The organism is Rossellomorea sedimentorum (genome assembly GCF_046237645.1).
GTDB lineage: Bacteria > Bacillota > Bacilli > Bacillales > Bacillaceae_B > Rossellomorea > Rossellomorea sedimentorum.
Window position 1 is genome coordinate 3,398,340 of sequence record NZ_CP143546.1, and the last position, 21,661, is coordinate 3,420,000.

Below are 21,661 nucleotides of genomic sequence, written 5' to 3' on the forward strand. Positions count from 1 at the left end.
CCTTTTTTCGTCAAATGGAGTATTTCTCGGTAAACAAGCTAACTTGCTGAAGTCTTCGCCTGTTTAGCTCAACTCCAATCCCTGGCCCTTTTGGTGCAAAAATTTTACCATCCATAACAGTTATGGCAGGTTCGATAATATCCTCTTCCCAATATCGTGAGGAAGAGGATATGTCTCCCGGGAAATCAAAGCCTGCAAGCGTAGAGAGCGCAATATTATGAGCACGGGAAATGCCAAACTCAATCATGCCCCCGCACCATACACGCACTCCTTCACGCTCGCATAAATCATGGATAGAGACAGCCGTGGCATATCCTCCTACCCGGCCCAGCTTGATATTGATGAACCGGCAGCTTCCCAAGGCAATCGCACTCTTGGCATCATGTAAGGATGTGATGCTTTCATCTAGGCAGATATGGGTCTTCAAATTCTTTTGGAGAAGACTGTGTTCATAGATATCATCGATCCCTAAGGGTTGTTCGATCATCTCCAGCCCAAAATCATCCAGCTTTTTTAGATGCTCTGCATCGTCTAACGTATAAGCAGAGTTGGCATCAGCCATTAATTTAAGATTGGGAAACTCGGTACGGATTCCCTTAATCAGCTCGTAGTCCGTTTTTGGGGAAATCTTTACTTTAATCCGTTCATAACCTTCTCTGACCAAACCATGAACCTGATCGATCGTTTCCATTATAGTCGGAGCACCCGCAACTGCACCGGCGGCAATCACTTCCCTTGTGCCCCCTATTACTTTCCACAATGGCTGGTCAAGCTGTTTGGCATATAGGTCCCATATCGCACACTCCAATGCCGCCTTGGCCATGTTATTCCTTCTGACTGTCGAAAACAACTTAGATATTTCCTTTGGATGAGTGAAAGGTGACTTCAACAGCAGAGGAACCAACACTTCCTGAAGGATATGCAGCGACGTACCTACTGTTTCTTCGGTATACCAGGGAGTACTGAAGGCAACTCCCTCACCAAATCCCCTCAGTCCATTGTCATCAACAACCTCAATTATTATGCCTTCTCGTTCCCGTACAGTCCCGAGATGAGTCGAAAACGGTTTTTGCAGTTTCATTTTTATTACATGCAGGATCACCTTATCAACTTTCATTGACTTCCCCCTTTTGGACAAGTTTCCTCAATTCCTTGCGCAATAATTTATTGGAGGCATTTCTCGGGAGGTTTTGCACAAAGTAAAAATAATGAGGAACCTTATACCCTGCCAGCCTGGTACGGCAGTAATCCCTGACTTCTAAACCATCAAGCGGTTTCTCTGAAACAATAAAAGCAGCAGGTGCCTGGCCCCATTCATCTGATTCAACCCCTATGACACCAGCTTCCGCAATATCCGGGTGTGCAACAAGAACAGATTCAATTTCAGCAGGATAGATATTTTCCCCACCGGAAATAATCAAGTCTGAGCGGCGGTCCAGCACATATAAAAAGCCTTGTTCATCCTGGTAACCGATGTCCCCTGTCAGGAACCAGCCGTCTTTAAAGCTCTCCCGGTTTGCCTCTTCTCTGTTAAAGTATCCTTCTGTCACATTCGGGCCCCTGACGGCAATTTCTCCTGCCAAACCAGAATCGGCTGCCTGACCGTTATGGATAATTTTCAATTCACAAGGAAATAAAGGCTTTCCTGCCGATCCCAATTTCTTTAGACTGTCTTCCGGTGAAAGGGTCACAATCTGGGAGGACGTCTCGGTCATACCGTAAGTCTGAAACACAGGGATGCCTTTTTCCTTACACTGCTGAAGCATACTTTTCGGGGCAGGACCTCCACCAAGCAGCATGCAGCGGAAATCGGGATGATAGCTTTCTTCTCCCAGGTTCTTCAGAAGCCTCTGGAGCATAGCACTAACGACGGAGATAATGGTGGTGCCGCCCTTTTTCAGGTCGTGATTGATTTTCTCTTCATCAAACTTGTCATAAAGCTTGATCTCCATTCCATATATAATGCTCCTCATCAAAATGGAGTACCCGCTGATATGAAACAGCGGCACAGCACAAAGCCAGGTATCCGATTCCTTAAGACCAAGATTCAAAGCAGATCCTACCGCACTCCACCAATGATTATTGAATGTTTGCAATACTCCCTTTGGCTTACCTGTCGTGCCCGATGTATACATAATTGTACAAACATTGTTCATTTCTACCTGGTTCTCCGGCTCGTACTCAGCCGTTTTCTGTGTCTCAAGCTCAGCAAGAGAAATGATTTTCTCCGTTTCAATGCTCTTCCTCAGCTCAAGCGCAGCCTCACGAAAATTTGCATCATATATCAATGCATCCATCCCCGTGTCCTCCACCTGAAAGGACAGCTCTGCAATGGTCAGACGGTTATTCAACATCACTGCCGTTACCCCTGCCTGCTGAAGGGCGAGCAGGAGGAAATATCCCTCTTTCGTATTGTTGATCAACACACCGGCTTTACTGCCCTTCTTTAAACCAAAATGAAGCAGTGCGCCTGCCAGACTGCACGCAACATCATAAGTTTCCTGGAACGTATAACGGTGCCCGTGGTACGACAATGCTCTCCGCTCTGGAGTTAAATAAGCTCTCTGTTTTAATAAGTTAGGTAAAAATAGATTCTTCATTTTGAAGTCTCCAATCAATCTTGTTATCCCATAATTTTTTTCGCTGCTTATGTTCAATCTCATTCTTCACGAGCGCGGTACATCTTTCTCTCTTTTCTCACTTATGATGCCCCTCGCTTTACGAGCGCGGTACGCAAACCTACGAACTGAGAAAAAGAGAACCTGTCCCATTCACCGCTCCATATGTAAAAAAGCTATGTAGTAAATTTCAAAAAAAGCTTGATGGAAGAATCCATCAAGCCCTTGTTAGTATTATTATTCCCCTGCTCAGGCTATGCATTATGCACGCCTCCGCAGCCTTACTCATTAAGGGAAACGAGGGAATTGACCAAAGTCCGGCTTGCGTTTTTCCTTGAACGCATCACGGCCTTCTTTCGCCTCTTCAGTTGTGTAATATAGAAGTGTTGCGTCACCAGCAAGCTGCTGAAGACCTGCAAGACCATCAGTATCTGCGTTGAAGGCAGCTTTCAAGAAGCGAAGAGCTGTCGGGCTCTTTTCTAGCATCTCAGAAGCCCACTGAACTGTTTCCTCTTCCAATTTCTCGTAAGGTACTACAGTATTGACCAAGCCCATTTCCAAGGCTTCCTCTGCGCCGTATTGGCGGCATAGGTACCAGATTTCTTTCGCTTTCTTGTGACCGACGATACGAGCTAAATAACCTGCACCGTAACCAGCGTCAAAGCTTCCCACTTTAGGGCCTGTTTGTCCGAATACAGCGTTATCTGCTGCGATAGTGATATCACAGACTACATGCAGAACATGTCCTCCGCCGATGGCATATCCAGCCACCATTGCGATTACCGGCTTTGGAATTACACGGATTAAACGCTGTAGGTCAAGGACATTCAAGCGGGGGATTTCGTCTTCTCCCACGTATCCGCCATGGCCGCGGACACTTTGATCTCCTCCTGAACAGAATGCTTTTTCTCCAGCACCTGTCAGGACGATGACGCCTACTTTGGAATCATCTCTCGCATAAGCAAATGCATCGATTAACTCCATTACTGTTTTCGGGCGGAATGCATTGCGGACCTCAGGACGATTGATCGTGATTTTCGCAATTCCGTTATATGTTTCGTACAGAATGTCTTCATAATTTCTTTCGCTTACCCATTCAAATGACATAACGGGAAAACCTCCTTATGTATTCTTTAAGAACTCCCTTACTATTGTACCAAACTTTTCAGGTTCTTCCACATGTAATGCATGTCCTGCACCTTCAATTTCTTCAATACAGGCATTTTGCGCTCCATTTTCCATTTCTTTGGCGATCCTGCAAAATTTGCTGTCAAGTTCACCGGTAATAAAGAGCATTTTTATTGGCAGATTTCTCAGGGCTTCCCAATAACTCGGCTGTCTACCTGTCCCCATCCCCTTCAAGCTGTTTGCCAGGCCTACAGGATTTTGAGACAACCTGTTCAGCCTGATTTCTTCTTGTTTAGAAGAGGACAACTTTTTTTGAGAAGAAAACAAAGGGATATTCTCCCAGTAATCAACGAAATTTATTAAGCCCTCAGAAAGAATCATATCCGCCAGTTTTTTATCGGCAGAAACTCTAAGCCTACGCTCTGAGACCGTCTTCAATCCTGGGGAAGAACTCTCCAAGATCAGCGCTTTGACACGCTCTGGATAGGCAGCTGTAAATGCAAGAGCGATTCTTCCGCCCATTGAATATCCAAGCAGAGATACTTCTTCAATGTCCAGCTCATCCAAAATCACTTTTAAATCAGCTACCGCCTGCTCGATACGATACCGATCCGGATCCCCTGGGGAATCTGTACTTCCGTGTCCAAGCAGATCGATCGCAATCGTTTTGTAGTTTTCCAAGTAGGGAAGGATTTCATTCCATGTACTGCTGTCACCGGTAAATCCGTGAAGAAGGACGATCGGTTCTCCTTTACCCTTTACTTCAACGTGATACTGTATACCATCGATATACAACATTTTAACCACCTGCAAATTTAGTTTCATTGCTGTCCGTCCTGCCCAGCCCAGCGCCTTTTTTGTATCCTGGTTCGTTAAGTAAAGAACTGATATTTTTCCGGAAATTCAGAAACATCCATTCGCCTCTGAGGTTTAACCTTTCTGTGGAGACTGGTATGGAATTTGTACGTACGCTCACCCTCGACTAGTTCGGTATCTTATACTGTGCTAACTTGACGAACTAGAGCAGCTTGTCTATTTCCCGGGAAACATTTTCCCACATTTCTCGATGATTACGGACATTTTCTTCTCTATTTGTAATAGCTTCAATAATGGATATTCCATTTTTCGTCTCCCAATCCGACAATGCCGTCTGAAAGTGCTCAAATGTTTCAGCCTTATGATAGTTCGCTCCATAAAGGTTGGCTGCGTGAGAAAAATCCAGGTCAGCCGGCGTTCCAAATAAAAGTTCGAAATGTTCTTTTTCTTTGGCTTGAGGTAAATAGGAGAAGATGCCACCTCCATTGTTATTGACGAGAAGTATTTTCAGGTTGAGACTATACATTTTACCTGCCAGCAGGCCGTTCATATCATGGTAAAAGGCCAAGTCGCCAATCAGCAGGTACGTCGGATTGCCTGACGCACTCGCGCCCATCGCTGTGGAAATAACTCCATCGATTCCATTGGCTCCCCTGTTTGCCAGGACCGAGATGTTTTTATCATTGTTTAGGAAAAATGTATCCATATCCCTGATCGGCATGCTGTTGCTGACAAAAACAGTAGAGTTTTCAGGCAGTCTCTCTATCAATCCTTTAACAACCATTGCCTCATCCAATGGGTCAGCTCGCTTATCATATTCTTCAGTCAATTCCTGTGTTCTGCGATTGATGGACAACCATTTATCGAGCCAATCATGGGTTAACCGAGTATTTTGTACCCTCTCTGAAAGTCCATTTAGTACCTGGGCTTCGTCAGCGAATATCATTTCTGTCACTTTGCCTGCCGGATCGCGCCACATACCTCCTGAATCAATGACCCAGTGGTCGATATCCTGATCTTTAAGGAAAAGGGTCAATGCTTTGGAAACTGGCATAGCCCCTATCCGGATCACAATATCCGGTTGCATTGTTTTCTTGAATTTTTCATTTCGCAGGAAACTGTCATATCCGTCAATGATATAGGATTTGTCATGATCTCCGCTTCTAAGAGAGGAAAGAGGATCTGCAAGAACAGGAAATTGTAGTTGCTCCGCAAGTTTAATGACCGCATCCACTGTACCTGGATCATTCTGTGGTCCGCACACGATGAGACCCTTTCGTCTTTTAGCCAATGTGGCAGAAAGACGTTCCAACTCAAATGAAGAAACAGCACCTGTCCCCTTGATAACTCCAGTTTGACCGCGTTCTTCTTTAAAAGAATAGCTCATATCAGGTAAAAGTGGTTCGCGTATAGGGAAGTTAAAGTGAACAGGCCCTTCTGGAGCACTGCATGCAAAGGCAGCCCCGCGGGAAGCAGCCCGTTTGGCATGGCTCTTCATGAATTCAGAGTGTTCAGGGAGTGCCATCTCATCAAACCATTTCACATGACTGCCGAAGAGGTTGATTTGATTAATCGCTTGAGGCGCACCGACTTCCCTCAGTTCATGAGGCCTGTCCGCCGTCAGTACAATCAGCGGCACCCTGGAATATTTAGCTTCAATAATAGCAGGATAGTAGTTGGCACCTGCTGTTCCCGATGAACACAGAATGGCAACTGGTTCCTTTTCAGCCTTAGCCATTCCCAAAGCAAAAAATGCTGCCGATCTTTCATCAATGTTGATAAACACCTCTATCTGAGGATGTTTGGCGAACAGTATGGCCAGAGGCGTCGAACGGGATCCCGGACTGATCACTACTTTTCTGACACCTGAATGGTGCAGTTCCTCTATAAAAGAAGCAAAGTATTCAGTTAAAGCTTTCTGATGATCATAACCCATCAGTGTTTCCTCCTAGTGCCCGGAACATTGGTCTGAATTTAATCTGAGTTTCACGGTATTCACTCTCGGGTGTTGAATCCGCTACAACTCCACAGCCAGAGAATAGGTAGGCCTCATCTTTATGGATCAGTCCTGAACGGATGGCCACTGCGAACTCCCCATTCCCGTATGAGTCCATCCACCCGATCGGGGCAGCATAAAGACCCCTGTCCATATTTTCCGCTTGCTTTATCGTCCTCATTGCCTTATCCCTTGGAACTCCGCCAAGCGCAGGAGTCGGATGAAGCTGAGAAACAAAGTTCAAGATGGAAATTTCTTTTTCCACTTTTCCTTTTACAGGTGTATAGAGATGCTGAATGTCCCTTACCTTCATTAACACGGGCTCCTTAGGCATTTGCACCTCCGAACAATGCTGATCAAGAACACTTTTGATCATTTCAACAACCAGGTTATGCTCGTAACGGTTTTTATCATCATGAAGCAGATTCTGTCCCAATTTATAATCCTCTTCCGAATCAGTGTCCCTGCCGATTGAACCTGCAAGGCAGGTCGAAAGAATTTCAGTTCCCTCTTTTTTGACAAGCCTTTCTGGTGACGCCCCCAGGAAACAGCTGTTAGCCACTTCCAGGGAGAAAATAAAGCTATCTCTCTGTTCATTCCATAAGTTATGGATGACTTCATCAGAATGGGGCTTATTTTTAAAGTTCATCAGCATCTTCCGCGCAAGGACAACTTTCTCCATCTCCCCTGCTTTCAACTGTGAAACCACTTCTTCAAGGGCCGATTTCCACTCTTCCGGCGCTATCTCGGTTGCTTGAAGCAAGTGCAACCCTGAGCGCCTGCCCTGTACTTCTTCAAACAATTCTCTCTGTTTCTTATGCATGATATCCAATAAACCTTCATCATCCTGTGCAGTACAAAGAATGTTTGTAGTTAAGTAACAATCTCCCTCCCTCACGGTCAACATGAAGGTAGGCATCTGGAAAATCCCATGGGAAAAATCCGACCATTCTTTCGCTCTTGGAACGGATGGATCAAATGAAAAGCCTCCAAATAAAAGCGGGCCTGTCCCGGCGATTTCACCATCGGCCTCCACTACTGCATTTTCAGTTAAGCGCTTCCACTCCTTCTCAATCGAAGTGTAACGGCTATTCTCCGAATCATTTCTAAGCATATATGTGCTGCCTAAACCGGCTATTTGTATAGTGTTTTCCTTGTCCTTCCAAAAAAAGCGCTCTCCATGATAAAGCGAAAAGCCCTTTGTATAAAATGAAAGGGGGTCTACGTGGCTGACTTTTTGAACTGCACTGTATAAAACCGGAATGCCTTCAGCTTTCGCTTTTGTCAATGCCTTTTCAAAGCTTCCTCCGATTTTGATATCTTGGATAATACTCAAAACAATCCCCCCATTAAAGCCTTTTCCTTAAGATTTGAACCTATTTTAAGATACACCTGACCTATATTGATGTCAACGATCAACACATTATTTCCTTATTATATAATAACCTCTTTTGCGTGATTTGAGAAACGGAATGTTCGGTATCAAATGATATGGAAAATAACACCTTCCGGCTTTTTGAAAAAGTTATTGACACTTTTGTGCCGTTTACCTAAACTTTAATCTGTAAAGTTATTGTAACTTAACTATTTTCCACAATTAAGGAGAGGACCAAAATGGAGACTATTACTTCCAATATTGTGGAGTCAGATAAAGGCTGGCGTATCTGGTGGCAGTTGACCAGGCCGCATACACTTACAGCCGCATTTGTGCCCGTCCTGCTAGGAACTGCTTTGGCCGTTCAGTACGGGGATATTGACTGGCTTCTCTTTTTAGCAATGTTGGCGGCAAGCATCTTGATTCAGGCCGCAACCAACATGTTCAATGAATATTATGATTACGCAAGAGGTCTCGATAATGAGAACTCCATTGGGATCGGCGGGGCCATCGTTCGAAATGGCGTCAAGCCCTCCACGGTAAAAGGACTCGCATTCGGTCTTTATGGAATCTCATTCCTGCTCGGCTTATACATCTGCGCAAACAGCAGCTGGTGGCTCGCCGTAATAGGCTTAGTTTGCATGGCGGCAGGCTATTTTTATACTGGTGGACCTGTTCCAATTGCCTATACACCCTTCGGTGAAATCGTGGCAGGATTCTTCATGGGGATTGTCATCATCCTGATTTCCTTCTACATCCAGACAGGAACAGTGACTTCATCAAGCGTTCTAATTTCCATCCCGATCTTTATTCTCGTTGGAATGATCCTGATGGCCAACAACATCCGCGACCTTGACGGAGATAAAGAAAACGGCCGAAAAACACTGGCCATCCTCATTGGCAGGAAAAATGCGATCAACCTGCTTGGAGCATCGATAGCCCTGGCCTATATCTGGGTGGTTGCCCTTGTCATCGCCGGTTCATTTACACCATGGCTGCTCGTCACGCTAATCAGCATTCCGAAAGCCTATAAAGCCTACAAGGGCTTTATTGGAAAAACGATGCCGCTCCAAATGATGCCTGCCATGAAAGCGACGGCGCAGACCAACACAATCTTTGGTTTCCTGCTTTCAATCGGATTGTTTATCAGTTATATTTTCTAATGATCTTATGAGAAAGACCAATCGCAATTGTGATTGGTCTTTCTTTATTTGGGTAGAAGGATCTTTAAATGGGGAGCTTTGCATGAGGACAGGGCTCTTTTCTGAACGCTGTTTTCGTATATATTGTTGCTCTCGGAAAAATCCAAAGAGCCGGATTTTTCCCTTGGAGACAAGGGCTTTTTTCTCTGAAAGAGGTGAATTAGCTCTTTTCTTACTTGTTTATCAGGCTATTCCTGGTTAATTAAGTAGATTTTTTAAAATTTGTTTTAAATAGCAACAATGTTTACGAAAAGAGCCTTTCTGAAAGACAGACTCCTCTTACGGTCATTTAGCCTCTTTTTACCTTATGAAAACCAGAAACTTTAATTAAGGATATTTCGTTTTACCTTCAAAAACTTTCATGAGACAGCGTTTCAGCTTTTCCTCTTTTTTGGTGTTCATGGGGCATGTATGAGATACCCTAATCCACTTTTTCCTCTGGGATTGGTCTTATGAAGCGTTCATGAGACACCCTAATCTAATTTTTCCTCTCGTTTTGGTCTTATAGAGCGTTCACGAGACACCCTAATCCATTTTTCCCTCTAGGTTTGGTCTTATGGAGCGTTCATGAGTCCCCTAATAATCCCATTCCTCACTTTCCCATTGCACCACCCTGTTTGCTTACCTCATCCCTCCACAATTTAATTCTTTCAAAGTTTTCCATACTAAAATTAATGTTTCCCTCTTGTTCATAATGGATAAAGTACAACATACCAGCAAACCTATTACTTTTTCACAATAAGAGGTTTACTACGATATAAAAACAGGAATAAAGGACGTGAAACGGATGTTGACAGATAAGCAGCTTGGCAAGTTAAAGGATGAACTGCTGGAGCGGAAGAAACAACTGCAGCAGCATTTGGATAACGATGAAAAGACGTTGCACGGCCAAAGCGAGCAGGAACGCTTCGGAGAATTGAGTACGTATGATAATCATCCTGCTGATTTGGGTACTGAGTTATATGAACGTGAAAAAGGACTCGCTTTGGATGAACATGCAGAAACTGAAATGGAGAAAGTGGAAAAAGCCCTTTCCGCAATGGAGGATGGAACGTACGGCAAGTGCAAGGTGTGCGGGAAGGAGATTGAGTATGAAAGATTGGAAGTCCTTCCGACCACCCTTTACTGCATAGACGATAAACCTGAGAAGACACGTGCAACCGACAGGCCTGTTGAGGAAGAAGTGCTGACTCCGCCTAATAATGACAGTTTCATTAAGGGTCGACAGGATGAAATTAAAGACTACCAGGACAGCTTCCAGGAGGCAGGAAGGTACGGGACATCCGAAACCCCATCCGATTTCCAGGGAACATATAATGACTACAATTCGATGTACCAGGATGGTGTCAGGTCTAATGACGGAATGACCGAAGACATTGACTCGTTCTCGGCTACTGACATTGAAGGTAAAGACAGAAAAGTTGTTCCCAATGAGAAAATGGAGAAATATGAAGACAAACTGGATCGCGAAGATCTTGAATCACCAATTGGCGACATCCCTTATAAAAAGGGTGACAGCTACGTATCCAATAAGAAAAAATAAAATCACAGGCACCTATGCCTGATGATAAATAGATATCTTTACTCACACTTGAGGGCCGGGTGGAATCGGTCCTCTACATATGAAGACATTAGTTAGCCTTTCTGGGCAGTTAATGTTCTATAAAATGGATCTAGCTAATTGTAAGGTACCGTCCTTTAGTGAATTCACTAAAGGACGGTATTTTTTGTGTATTTTTGTCTCTCTAGAAGCACTTTAAAGGACGATAGTTTGGCTTTTTTTGGGATTATCATTCTTTAAAAGCGCACTAAAGGACTATAGCTTGGCATTTTCTTAATTATCGTCCTCTACAACTCCCCTACAGGACGATAATCTCACACTTTCAAAATAAAAATCCTAAAGAACCCCCGGCAAAGTTTGCACCTGAGAGAAGCAACGGTGACGGAAGCATCAAGAATCGATTGCTAAATTCCCAATACAGGTGGGTAATGGTGAGAGCAAAGCGTTTCCTTAAGATGCGCCGGTAATAGCTTATTCCCGGATTTTTTGTTTTTAGTAAACGCTGTTTTCGTATATATTGTTGCTCTCGGAAAAATCCAAAGAACCGGATTTTTCCCTTGGAGACAAGGGCTTTGTTCTCTGAACAAGGTGAATTAGCTCTTTTCTTCCTTGTTTATCAGGCTATTTCTGGTTAATTAAGTAGATATTTTTTAAAATTTGTATTAAATAGCAACAAAGTTTACGAAAAGAGCCTTAGTAAATAAGGTTTCAAGCCGATCAATCTAAAAATGAAAGAAGGGAAACACCGTATAATCGGCGTTTCCCTTCTTTTATTTTTTCTGCAGCTCTTTGCCGGCGATTCCCCAGATATTCTCTGCGTACTCCCGGATGGTCCTGTCGCTGGAGAAGTAACCGGATCCGGCGATATTGATCAGGCTTTTTTTCAACCATTGTTCTTTATCTTCATAGGCTTTGCCCGCCTTCTCCTGAATAGCGGCATAGGAGGCAAAGTCCCGAAGCACAAAATACTGGTCATTTTCAGCAAGCAATGAATCAAAGATTTCTTCATAATGATCCGCGGAATCAGGGAGTGTGCCATCAATCAGCTGGTTGACTACCTGCCTGATATGTTCATCATGGTGGTAATATTCCATTGAATAGTATCCACCCTCAGCATAATACTTCATAACCTCTTCTGCAGTTAAGCCGAAGATGAAGATATTCTCAGGACCCGCCTTCTCGAGTATTTCAATATTTGCCCCGTCCAGCGTTCCGACTGTCAACGCACCGTTCATCATGAATTTCATATTGCCCGTACCCGAAGCCTCTTTACTGGCTGTCGAGATTTGTTCGCTGATGTCTGCAGCAGGAATGATATCTTCCGCCAGGGAAACGCGGTAATTTTCCATGAACACTACTTTGATGCGGCCTTTCACAACCGGGTCATTATTGACCAGCTTTGCCACTGAATCAATCAGTTTAATGATTTTTTTGGCATAATAATACCCAGGTGATGCCTTAGCGCCGAAGATAAATGTTCTAGGATGCATATCAAAGCTCGAGTCTTCCCTGAAGCGGTTATACAAATGAAGGATATGCAAAACGTTCAACAGCTGCCTTTTGTATGCATGCAGACGCTTGATTTGCACATCAAATATTGAATTTGGGTCCACTTTTAAACCATTCTGCTCCAGAATTTTTTGAGCAAGCTGCTGCTTTTTATGGGTCTTCACCTTTTGCAATTCCTCAAGGAACATCCGGTCATCCTTGAAAGCATGAAGCTCCTGCAGCTTTTCCGGCTGATGGATCCACTCATTGCCTATTGCATTGGTCACTAGCTTGGAAAGAGGCTGATTCGCCTTCAGCAGCCATCTCCGGTGCGTGATTCCGTTCGTCTTATTATTAAATTTTTCAGGATAAAATTGATAAAACAAGTTCATTTCACGCTGCTTCAAGATTTCGGTATGTATCGCTGCCACACCGTTGACACTGAAGCTTCCCGCTATCGCAAGGTGTGCCATTTTGATCTCGTCATGAGAGATGATTGCCATTTGTTCAATCCTGCTCCAGTCACCGGGATATTGATTCCATAAACTTTGGCAGAACCGTTCATTGATCTCATTCACAATCATAAAGATACGCGGCAGCAATGGTTCGAATATCCTGACCGGCCAACGCTCTAACGCTTCGGATAAGGTCGTATGATTTGTATAGGCAAACGTCTTCGTCGTGATTTCCCAGGCCTCTTCCCAACTCAGGCCATGGTCATCCAGCAGGATCCTCATTAATTCAGGGATGGCCAAAACAGGGTGCGTATCATTGATATGAATCGATATATATTCATGCAGTTCCCTGATGTCACGCTTCTTTGCTAAATAGGACCTTAGGATGGACCGCAGACTGGCACTCACAAGGAAATATTGCTGTTTTAAACGCAGAGTCTTTCCCTCATCATGCGTATCATCAGGATAGAGAAATTCTGTAATCGCTTCAGTTTCTCTTTTATGTTTCATCATATCCTTGCCAGCCTGGTAGGAGGATGGCTCAGCACTCCACAGCCGCAGGGTATTGACCGTGGAAGTCTGGTATCCGACAACCGGCATATCGTATGGAACGGCAGTAACAGCTTCCGCATCCACGTGTCGGAACTTCCATCGACCCTTGTGTTCGTATGACTCCACTCTTCCCCAGAAAAGCACCTCCACCGCTAAATCCGGCTTTCTGACTTCCCACACATGGCCATGACGCAGCCACTGTTCCGGCAGTTCTACTTGAAATCCTTTGACAATCTTCTGCTCAAAGAGGCCATGCTTATAGCGAATGCCGCAGCCATGGCCCGGAAGATCCAGAGAGGCCAATGAATCAAGGAAACAAGCCGCCAGTCTTCCAAGCCCGCCATTTCCAAGGCCTGCATCGGCTTCCTCTTCTTCGATTTCATCCAGGTCAATTCCAAGGTCATTCAACCCGTTTTCCACAACTTCATAGATTCCGAGATTCATAAGGTTTTGACGCAAAAGACGGCCGAGCAGAAATTCAATCGACAGGTAATAAACCTGTTTCTGCCCGTTGAAACGGTAGGACTCATTTGTCCCTATCCAATTGATACTGATGTATTCCCTGATCATATTACCAAGGGTGAAATATTGATCACGCGGGGTTGATTCGGGAAATGTTTTGCCGTACATCATTTCAAGCCTTTTTAAAAAAGCCTCTTTAAAATCATTCACATCAGAAAACATGGCTCTCACTCCTGGATGAAATTTTTGCGTACAGTTGATTGTATTTAAACGCAGACTGGGCCCATCCACAATCGACCGCCATAGCTTCTCTGACAATTCTGGTCCATGTTTCCCTGTCATTATGATAAAACGCCAATGCCCGATTTAGCGTAAAAAGCATATCATGAGCATTAAAGTTTCTGAACGAGAAACCATGCCCTTCTTGAGTTTTTTCGTTATAGGATAGAACGGTATCATTCAACCCTCCTGTTTCTCTTACAAGTGGCAGGGTGCCATATCTTAGTGCAATCATTTGCCCCAAACCGCAAGGCTCAAATTTTGATGGCATGAGAAAAAGATCGGCTCCAGCATATATTTGCTTTGCCAGGTCTTCATCAAAGCCGATATGCACTCGCAGCTTATCCGGATAAGCATGCGCCATTTCTTTGAAAAATTGTTGAAATTCATGATCCCCGGTGCCTAGAATGATGAATTGCAAGTTTTCCTGCATCATTTCATGAAAAACCCTTTTCACAAGATCCAGGCCTTTTTGCTTTGTTAACCTTGAAACAATCGAGAGGATCGGTACATCAGGATTTTGATCCAATCCAAATTTCTGCTGCAGAAGTTGCTTATTCTTCTTTTTACCATTCAAATCATCCTTGGAGTAGGGGGCAATACCGCCGCCTGACTCCGGTGAATAGTAAGAATCATCAATGCCATTTAAAATCCCCTGAAGGCTGCCTGCGCGTCCACGCAGCACACCATCAAGTTTTTCTCCATAATAGGCTGTCAGGATCTCATCCCTGTAGGTAGGACTGACGGTTGTAATATAGTCACTTGAAATGAGGCCCGCTTTCATAAAATTGATATTTCCGTAAAACTCTAGTTGCTCCGGATGGAAATATGACTCTTCTATCCCCAATAACCCTGTCATCACTTCTTTAGGGAAAACTCCCTGAAACTGGAGATTATGGATGGTGAAGATGCTTCGTATAAAACTGTATCCCTTTCTCCACTGGTACTGGGTACGCAATAAGAATGGAATCATGGCTGTATGCCAATCATGGCAGTGGAGAATATCCGGGTAAAAATCAAGATGGGCCAAACTTTCCAGCACGGCTTTCGTAAAATAAGAAAATCTTTCTCCATCATCCCAATAGCCATAAAGGCCTTCCCGTTTAAAATAGTATTCATTATCAACAAAGTAGAACGTGACCCCATCAAGTTCCAAGGACTCTATTCCGCAGTACTGTTCCCGCCATCCCAGGGATACAGAGAACTCGCATACCTTTTCCATTCTATCTTTATAAGGTTGTGCGATTGTTTGATATTTGGGCAGAATCACCCTTACATCTGTTCCAAGACTTCTCAATTCCTTCGGCAGGGATCCCGCTACATCGGCCAAACCTCCGGACTTGATGAAAGGGACACATTCCGAGACAACAAATAATACTTTCACGAGTTCATCAACGCTCCTTGAATCATTCCTTTTCTGATGACAATTGGATTTTCCGGGCTTCCGATAAGCTTCACATTGTCCTCTATCTTCACATCTTTGTCCAGAATGACGTATTCTAAAACACAATTTTCTCCAACCTGGCTTTTTTGCATAATAATACTGTTGGAGACAGAGCTGCCATTACCGATTTTTACTCCCCTGAAGACGGTGCTTTCCTTTACATCCCCTTCAACGAAACAGCCATTGGCAATGATGGCGTTCTTCACGACCGTACCTTTTTGATATCGTGTAGGAGGTTCATCTTTCACCTTGGTAAGCACAGGGTATTCTTTCCGGAACAGCTGTTTCCAGCGTTCCGGCCTTAAGAGATTCATGCTTGCTTCAAAATAACCTTGAATGCACTCGATTTTTTCTACGTATCCAAGATATTCGTAGTCACAGACCGTTAAGTTACTGGAAACGTCTTCTACAACGTCCTTCATACAGGTATAGCCTGTTTCTCCGCGTGTTTCGATTAGGTCGATCAACAGGGACTTATCAACAAGATATATTTCCATAGACTTTTGACGATGATTCATTTTGGTAATCTCACAACCAGTCTCAATATGTCGTTTGAGCATCGGATTGAAATCGGTCGTGAAGATTGTATTACAGTTACTGATCAAGGCATATTTCTGTTTGCTTCTATAGAAATAATCCATATGATGAGCAAAATGGTTAAAAGAGCCCATTCCCTCGTCAACCGAATCCAGCGCTGGCGCCGGGAAGAAGAATAAGCCATCCCTTTTGCGGTTTAAATCCCAGTTCTTCCCTGAACCAAGGTGATCCATCAGCGAACGATACTGATATTTCGGAAATATGGCCACACTGTGGATACCGGAATTGACCATATTGGATAAAATGAAATCGATCAATCGGTATCTCCCGGCGACCGGAACTGCTGCCAAAGACCGGTTTAGCAATAAATCCTCAAGCGACTGATGATAAGCGGTTGCGTCAATTACTCCAAGCATTGATTTATTCAAGTGATTTCCCCCTGTCACATAGATGAGATGATTATTGTACTTCCTCTTCTTCCATAATCGATTCAAGGAACGTTTCTGTTACCAGGATGACCTCGTCAGACCCTTCCTCAGGCATGATGCATACACCATCCGGTATACGGACATTTGGCGGTACAATCACCTTTTCCAGATAAACTCCTTTACCGACTACCGCGTCTGGCATAATGACTGATTGTTTTATATGAGCACCGGCTTCCACTCTGGTTCCTTGAAATAATACCGAGTGATCGACAATCCCCTCAATATAGCAGCCCTCATTAATCAATGAACCCTCTACCTCTGCCTGTTCGGAAATATATTGCGGCGGCTGATTAGGATTCACAGAATAAATCCTCCATTCGTGGTCAAAGAGGTTGAGGTCACAATCGTCATCCAATAGGTCCATATTCGCTTCCCAGAGACTTTTAACTGTTCCAACATCCTTCCAATACCCTTTAAACGGATAAGCCATCAGTTTCTTCTTTTCTTCAAGCAGCAAAGGAATAACATCTTTTCCAAAGTCATGGCTTGAATCCGGATTACGGTCATCCATTTCGAGGTACTCTTTTAGAAGAGACCAGTTAAAAATATAGATGCCCATCGAAGCCAGGTTATTTTTCGGGAATTGAGGCTTTTCATCAAACTCTACTACTCTCATATCCTCTGATGTATTCATGATTCCAAAACGGCTCGCTTCATCCCACGGTACCTCAAGGACAGAAATAGTCACGTCCGCTTTTTTGCTGATGTGGTAATCCAGCATTTTTTCATAATCCATCTTGTAAATGTGGTCACCCGAGAGGATGAGTACATACTCAGGATCAAATTGCTCAATGTAATTTAGGTTTTGAAAAATTGCACTGGCAGTCCCTGTGTACCAGCGTACTTCGGAAGACTCAGCATAAGGTGGCAGAACAGTCACCCCGCCGCTTTTTCTATCCAGATCCCATGCACTTCCAATCCCTATGTAAGAGTTCAGGAGCAGCGGCTGATATTGTGTCAGCACACCCACAGTTTCGATACCTGAATTGGTGCAGTTGCTCAAGGTGAAATCAATGATACGATACTTCCCTCCAAATGGTACTGCGGGCTTAGCCAGGCTTTTAGTCAGTGAACTTAACCTGCTGCCCTTCCCTCCTGCTAACAACATTGCGACACAATTTGACTTTGCCATATTTAATGCGCTCCTTCCTGTGATGAATTGGTCTTAAATACACTACTGCATATGGTGGAATGGTCATCTCCACATAACATGGTTTCCCATGGTACCCCTCATTCTTGACAGTCAATACTTCCGGATTGATTTGATGGGATCCTCCAAACCGCTGATGATCACTGTTCCAGATTTCCCTGTAACCATCTGCCTTGAGCACCCCAACTTTATAATGGTGATAAACCTCTGGACTGAAATTGCATAGGACCAGCATATAATCCTCCGGCTGCTCTGATTTCCTGATAAATGAGAAAATCTGCTGTGAGGCATTATTTACATCCACCCACTCGAATCCTTCCGATCTGTGGTCCTGTTCATACAATGAAGGCGACCTTTTATATAAATGCAAAAGTTCCTTAAGATATGTGTTAAACATACGATGTTTCTCATAATCCAGCAGATGCCAATCAACCTGCTCCAGATCCTTCCACTCGGAAAATTGGGCGACCTCCGTTCCCATAAATATAAGTTTCTTGCCGGGATGAGCAGTCATGAACCCCAGAAGTAAACGCAGCTGGGCGAATTTCTGCCAATAATCTCCCGGCATTTTATCCAATAAGGACTTCTTCCCATGCACCACTTCATCATGTGAAAATGGAAGGATATAATTTTCCGAGAAGGCATATAAGAGAGAAAAGGTAATCAGAGAATGGAGGTTCTTCCTCTCAGACTGCTCTGACTCCATATATTTCAGTACATCGTTCATCCAGCCCATATTCCACTTATAATTGAAACCAAGGCCGCCATAATGGACAGGCGACGTAACCTGCGGCCAATCTGTGGAATCCTCGGCAATCATCAAGGCATGGGGCTCAAACTCAAACACTGATTTGTTCAGTTTCTTTAAAAAAGCAATTCCCTCATCATTTACGCTTGTATCGCCCTGATTGGCTCTGTAAATGATGTTCGCCACTGCATCCACCCGGAAACCATCGATATGGTATTCTTCCAGCCAAAAACGAGCACTGGAGATGAGGAAACTTTGTACTTCCCCTTTGCCGAGATCAAAGTTGGCGGTCCCCCAAGTGTAGTTCTCTCGATCGCGGGCATGTGCATAATCATAGACGAACGACCCGTCAAAACGGTAAAGCCCATGTGCGTCTTTGCAAAAATGTCCGGGCACCCAGTCCAGGATGACACCCAGGCCATGAGAATGACATTCATTAATGAAAAATTTTAAATCATGAGGAGAGCCGTAACGGCTGGTTGGAGCAAAATAACCTGTCCCTTGATAGCCCCATGAGCGGTCGTAAGGATGTTCAATGATCGGCAGTAATTCAATATGAGTAAAACCATGTGAGACAGCATGAGGAATGACTTCCGCGGCCATTTCCCGATAACTCAAAAATTCTTCAGGCCCCTTCTTGCGCCAAGTTCCAAGATGGACTTCATAAATAAACATAGGTTGGTCATAGGGAGGAACTTCACTTCTCTTGGCTAGCCACTCCTCATCTGTCCACTCAAAACCATCGAGGTCGGAAACGATACTCGCCGTATTTGGCCGGAGCTCATTAAAAAAGGAAAAAGGATCGCTCTTCAACAGAATTTCTCCTGTGGGGGTGACGATCTCATATTTATACGTATGGCCGAGAAGGTCTTCACCTGCTTCAAAAAACCAGACACCTTCTTTATTAAGCCTCTCACAATCATACCCCTCGCCGTTCCACTCATTAAAACTTCCAACCACACTGACAGAAAGTGCAGCAGGAGCCCAGACACAAAAGGTGGTGGTGTATCCTTCACCCTTTGAAATCCGATGAGAGCCAAACATGCGGTAGGCTTCAAACAAATTCCCTTCGTGGAACAAATGAATATTAAAATCAGTAGGAATCACAGCGTTCATCTCTTTCACCTGCAGTTAAATTTACATGTATTTTATACTAATTCTTCGTGTAAACAGAAGAGAATCCTCCAATGACTTTTCGTATAATTCCGACATGACATCAATATGTAAGCGTTTAACTCGGAATTTGACTTTTGAATAGCGTAGAGTCTTAAGGAAATATGACAAATTGTGTCGAAAAGTTTTTGCAAGAAAAGGGATAAAGAATAATGGTGAGAGGGGAGGACTCCAAGAAAACAGAGCGTCTTTGGATAATAAAATTTTTTTAAAATGTCACTTCACAAGATGAGTGAGCTGATTACGGGTAAAATTCAGAGGGTTATGAGTGGATCGGTATTAAGTACACTGCACAAAAGGGGGAGTAAGTATAAGAGTTACTGATAAAGAGGGTTGGTACTTCATATATCGAGTTTTTATTTAATGTTGTATCCTACTAAAATAGCTTTTCGTACATTATTTCTAGGTTCTATATCTTAATTAAGAAGTTTTCCCTGCACTATCTTGAATCTTCTTTTGGTTGATGTCCTAATAACGAGACTTATCCTGCATCATTTTGAATCTCATGTTGTTTGATGTCCTAATAACGAGGGTTTTCCAGCATCATTTTGAATCTTATGTTGTTTGATGTCCTAATAACGAAGTTTTTCATGCATGATTTTGAATCTTATTTTGTTTGATGTCCTAATACCGAGAGTTTTCCTGCATCATTTTGAATCTTATTTTGTTTGATGTCCTAATAACCAGGTTTTCATCCATTATCTTGAATCTCCTTTTTTTTGATGTCCTATAAGATAAGCTTTACCCGACCATCTTCCGGACAACTGTTTTACTAGTCTTGATAACGAGCTTCTCATCCATCATTCGAAGCAAGATAATGGTTTATCTATGGTTACATTTTTCTCTTTACAAAACGCTGTTTTCGTATATATTGTTGCTCTCGGAAAAATCCAAAGAGCCGGATTTTTCCCTTGGAGACAAGGGCTTTTTTCTCTGAACAAGGTGAATTAGCTCTTTTCTTCCTCGTTTATCAGGGTATTTCTGGTTAATTAAGTAGATATTTTTTAAAATTTGTATTAAATAGCAACAAAGTTTACGAAAAGAGCCTTACAAAAAGGAATCATCAAAGTATAGGTAACAAGCCTCCAATAACAAGTCTCAACCAGACGTTTCGCTAACTATCATGAATGTTAATATAGATAATCATAAATTTTTTGGGCATAAAAAAAAAGACTATCTAATTAGATAGTCTCTTAGGATGACCCATACGGGATTCGAACCCGTGTTACCGCCGTGAAAGGGCGGTGTCTTAACCGCTTGACCAATGGGCCATGTTTAGATGGCGGAGAAGGAGGGATTTGAACCCTCGCGCCGGTTGCCCGACCTACACCCTTAGCAGGGGCGCCTCTTCAGCCACTTGAGTACTTCTCCATATTGGCTCCACAGGCAGGATTCGAACCTGCGACCGATCGGTTAACAGCCGATAGCTCTACCACTGAGCTACTGTGGAACAAAATCATGGTGGGCCTAAGTGGACTCGAACCACCGACCTCACGCTTATCAGGCGTGCGCTCTAACCAGCTGAGCTATAGGCCCATGGAGCGGGTGAAGGGAATCGAACCCTCGTCATCAGCTTGGAAGGCTGAGGTTTTACCATTAAACTACACCCGCAAAACTAAATGGGGCGACTGATGGGAATCGAACCCACGAATGTCGGAACCACAATCCGATGCGTTAACCACTTCGCCACAACCGCCATAATTTAGTAAGATGGTGGCTCAGGACGGAATCGAACCGCCGACACATGGATTTTCAGTCCATTGCTCTACCAACTGAGCTACTGAGCCATATTAGTATATTTCATAAATGAAATTCTTTTTGGTAATTTATCGTCCAGCTCTCAGGTAGCTTATTCAAGTTGCAGCTCGAGCTGTACGCTGAAGCTTACTCTTAGAAGCTTACTCGGACGTGCTCTACCAACTGAGCTACTGAGCCATAGTTTACGGCTTTCGCTAAGCTGCGAATTTCTTCGTCAGCGCCCTCGTTCACATCCTCACGCACCTGTCAGTGCGCTCCGGTGTTCACTCAGTTGCTTCCTCGAACTTCTTGCTTATCGAAACCCTCTTAATTTGAACTAGAATTACTTAATGAATCCATAGAAATGGCGGTCCGGACGGGACTCGAACCCGCGACCTCCTGCGTGACAGGCAGGCATTCTAACCAACTGAACTACCGGACCATGTGAGGCT

Annotated in this window: 13 protein-coding genes and 8 tRNA genes; 2 read left to right on the forward strand and 19 right to left on the reverse strand. The window is 43.8% G+C overall.

All coding sequences use genetic code 11. The features are described from left to right. Positions 1-10: 10 nt before the first annotated feature. The 6 genes from menC to V1502_RS16695 all read right to left on the reverse strand — a co-directional run bounded on the left by menC (position 11) and on the right by V1502_RS16695 (position 7,894). Positions 11-1,117, reverse strand: a complete 1,107-nt coding sequence (gene menC, locus V1502_RS16670; protein WP_409251748.1) for an o-succinylbenzoate synthase — start codon at positions 1,115-1,117, stop codon at positions 11-13. Then, positions 1,107-2,600 (reverse strand): o-succinylbenzoate--CoA ligase, encoded by a 1,494-nt coding sequence (locus tag V1502_RS16675; protein WP_409251749.1) that lies wholly within the window; start codon positions 2,598-2,600, stop codon positions 1,107-1,109. Before V1502_RS16675 ends, menC begins: the two co-directional genes overlap by 11 nt. A 306-nt stretch (positions 2,601-2,906) precedes the next feature. Then, positions 2,907-3,725, reverse strand: a complete 819-nt coding sequence (gene menB / locus V1502_RS16680) for a 1,4-dihydroxy-2-naphthoyl-CoA synthase (RefSeq protein ID WP_409251750.1) — start codon at positions 3,723-3,725, stop codon at positions 2,907-2,909. A gap of 15 nt (positions 3,726-3,740) precedes the next feature. Beyond that, the gene (menH, locus tag V1502_RS16685) at positions 3,741-4,571 is read right to left on the reverse strand and encodes a 2-succinyl-6-hydroxy-2,4-cyclohexadiene-1-carboxylate synthase (protein ID WP_409251751.1); all 831 of its coding nucleotides are present in this window, start codon (positions 4,569-4,571) and stop codon (positions 3,741-3,743) included. 193 nt (positions 4,572-4,764) lie between these two features. After that, positions 4,765-6,498, reverse strand: a complete 1,734-nt coding sequence (menD, locus tag V1502_RS16690; RefSeq protein WP_409251752.1) for a 2-succinyl-5-enolpyruvyl-6-hydroxy-3-cyclohexene-1-carboxylic-acid synthase — start codon at positions 6,496-6,498, stop codon at positions 4,765-4,767. Next, the gene (locus V1502_RS16695) at positions 6,488-7,894 is read right to left on the reverse strand and encodes an isochorismate synthase MenF (RefSeq protein WP_409251753.1); all 1,407 of its coding nucleotides are present in this window, start codon (positions 7,892-7,894) and stop codon (positions 6,488-6,490) included. The genes menD and V1502_RS16695 overlap by 11 nt, the downstream gene beginning before the upstream one ends. 278 nt (positions 7,895-8,172) lie before the next feature. On the opposite strand from V1502_RS16695, the gene V1502_RS16700 reads away from it, so the two are divergent. Continuing rightward, complete coding sequence (locus V1502_RS16700) at positions 8,173-9,096, forward strand: 1,4-dihydroxy-2-naphthoate polyprenyltransferase (RefSeq protein WP_409251754.1); 924 nt, start codon at positions 8,173-8,175, stop codon at positions 9,094-9,096. Between the two features lie 826 nt (positions 9,097-9,922). Next, positions 9,923-10,678, forward strand: a complete 756-nt coding sequence (locus V1502_RS16705; protein WP_409251755.1) for a TraR/DksA C4-type zinc finger protein — start codon at positions 9,923-9,925, stop codon at positions 10,676-10,678. Between the two features lie 788 nt (positions 10,679-11,466). Here V1502_RS16705 and V1502_RS16710 read toward each other — a convergent pair. From V1502_RS16710 to V1502_RS16770, 13 genes are all read right to left on the reverse strand, one after another. After that, a complete protein-coding gene (locus V1502_RS16710) occupies positions 11,467-13,875 on the reverse strand; it encodes a glycogen/starch/alpha-glucan phosphorylase (protein WP_409251756.1) in 2,409 nt (802 codons plus the stop codon). Beyond that, positions 13,865-15,316: a glycogen synthase GlgA gene (glgA, locus tag V1502_RS16715; RefSeq protein ID WP_409251757.1), complete on the reverse strand. Its 1,452-nt coding sequence runs from the start codon at positions 15,314-15,316 to the stop codon at positions 13,865-13,867. Before glgA ends, V1502_RS16710 begins: the two co-directional genes overlap by 11 nt. Then, the gene (locus V1502_RS16720) at positions 15,313-16,341 is read right to left on the reverse strand and encodes a sugar phosphate nucleotidyltransferase (RefSeq protein ID WP_409251758.1); all 1,029 of its coding nucleotides are present in this window, start codon (positions 16,339-16,341) and stop codon (positions 15,313-15,315) included. The genes glgA and V1502_RS16720 overlap by 4 nt, the downstream gene beginning before the upstream one ends. 31 nt (positions 16,342-16,372) lie before the next feature. Continuing rightward, positions 16,373-17,533 carry a glucose-1-phosphate adenylyltransferase gene (locus V1502_RS16725; protein ID WP_409251759.1) on the reverse strand — a complete coding sequence of 387 codons (1,161 nt, stop codon included), beginning with the start codon at positions 17,531-17,533 and terminating at the stop codon, positions 16,373-16,375. Next, positions 17,463-19,415 (reverse strand): 1,4-alpha-glucan branching enzyme, encoded by a 1,953-nt coding sequence (gene glgB / locus V1502_RS16730; protein WP_409251760.1) that lies wholly within the window; start codon positions 19,413-19,415, stop codon positions 17,463-17,465. The genes V1502_RS16725 and glgB overlap by 71 nt, the downstream gene beginning before the upstream one ends. Before the next feature lie 1,256 nt (positions 19,416-20,671). Then, positions 20,672-20,743, reverse strand: a tRNA-Glu gene (locus V1502_RS16735). 9 nt (positions 20,744-20,752) lie between these two features. Further along, positions 20,753-20,843, reverse strand: a tRNA-Ser gene (locus V1502_RS16740). A 4-nt stretch (positions 20,844-20,847) separates the two neighbouring features. Then, a tRNA-Asn gene (locus tag V1502_RS16745) sits at positions 20,848-20,922 on the reverse strand. Positions 20,923-20,931: 9 nt separating this feature from the next. Further along, positions 20,932-21,008 (reverse strand) — tRNA-Ile (locus V1502_RS16750). Position 21,009: 1 nt separating this feature from the next. Beyond that, positions 21,010-21,083 (reverse strand) — tRNA-Gly (locus V1502_RS16755). A 9-nt stretch (positions 21,084-21,092) separates the two neighbouring features. Beyond that, a tRNA-His gene (locus tag V1502_RS16760) sits at positions 21,093-21,168 on the reverse strand. 15 nt (positions 21,169-21,183) lie between these two features. Beyond that, positions 21,184-21,259, reverse strand: a tRNA-Phe gene (locus V1502_RS16765). Between the two features lie 315 nt (positions 21,260-21,574). Continuing rightward, a tRNA-Asp gene (locus V1502_RS16770) sits at positions 21,575-21,651 on the reverse strand. Between the last annotated feature and the right edge of the window lie 10 nt (positions 21,652-21,661).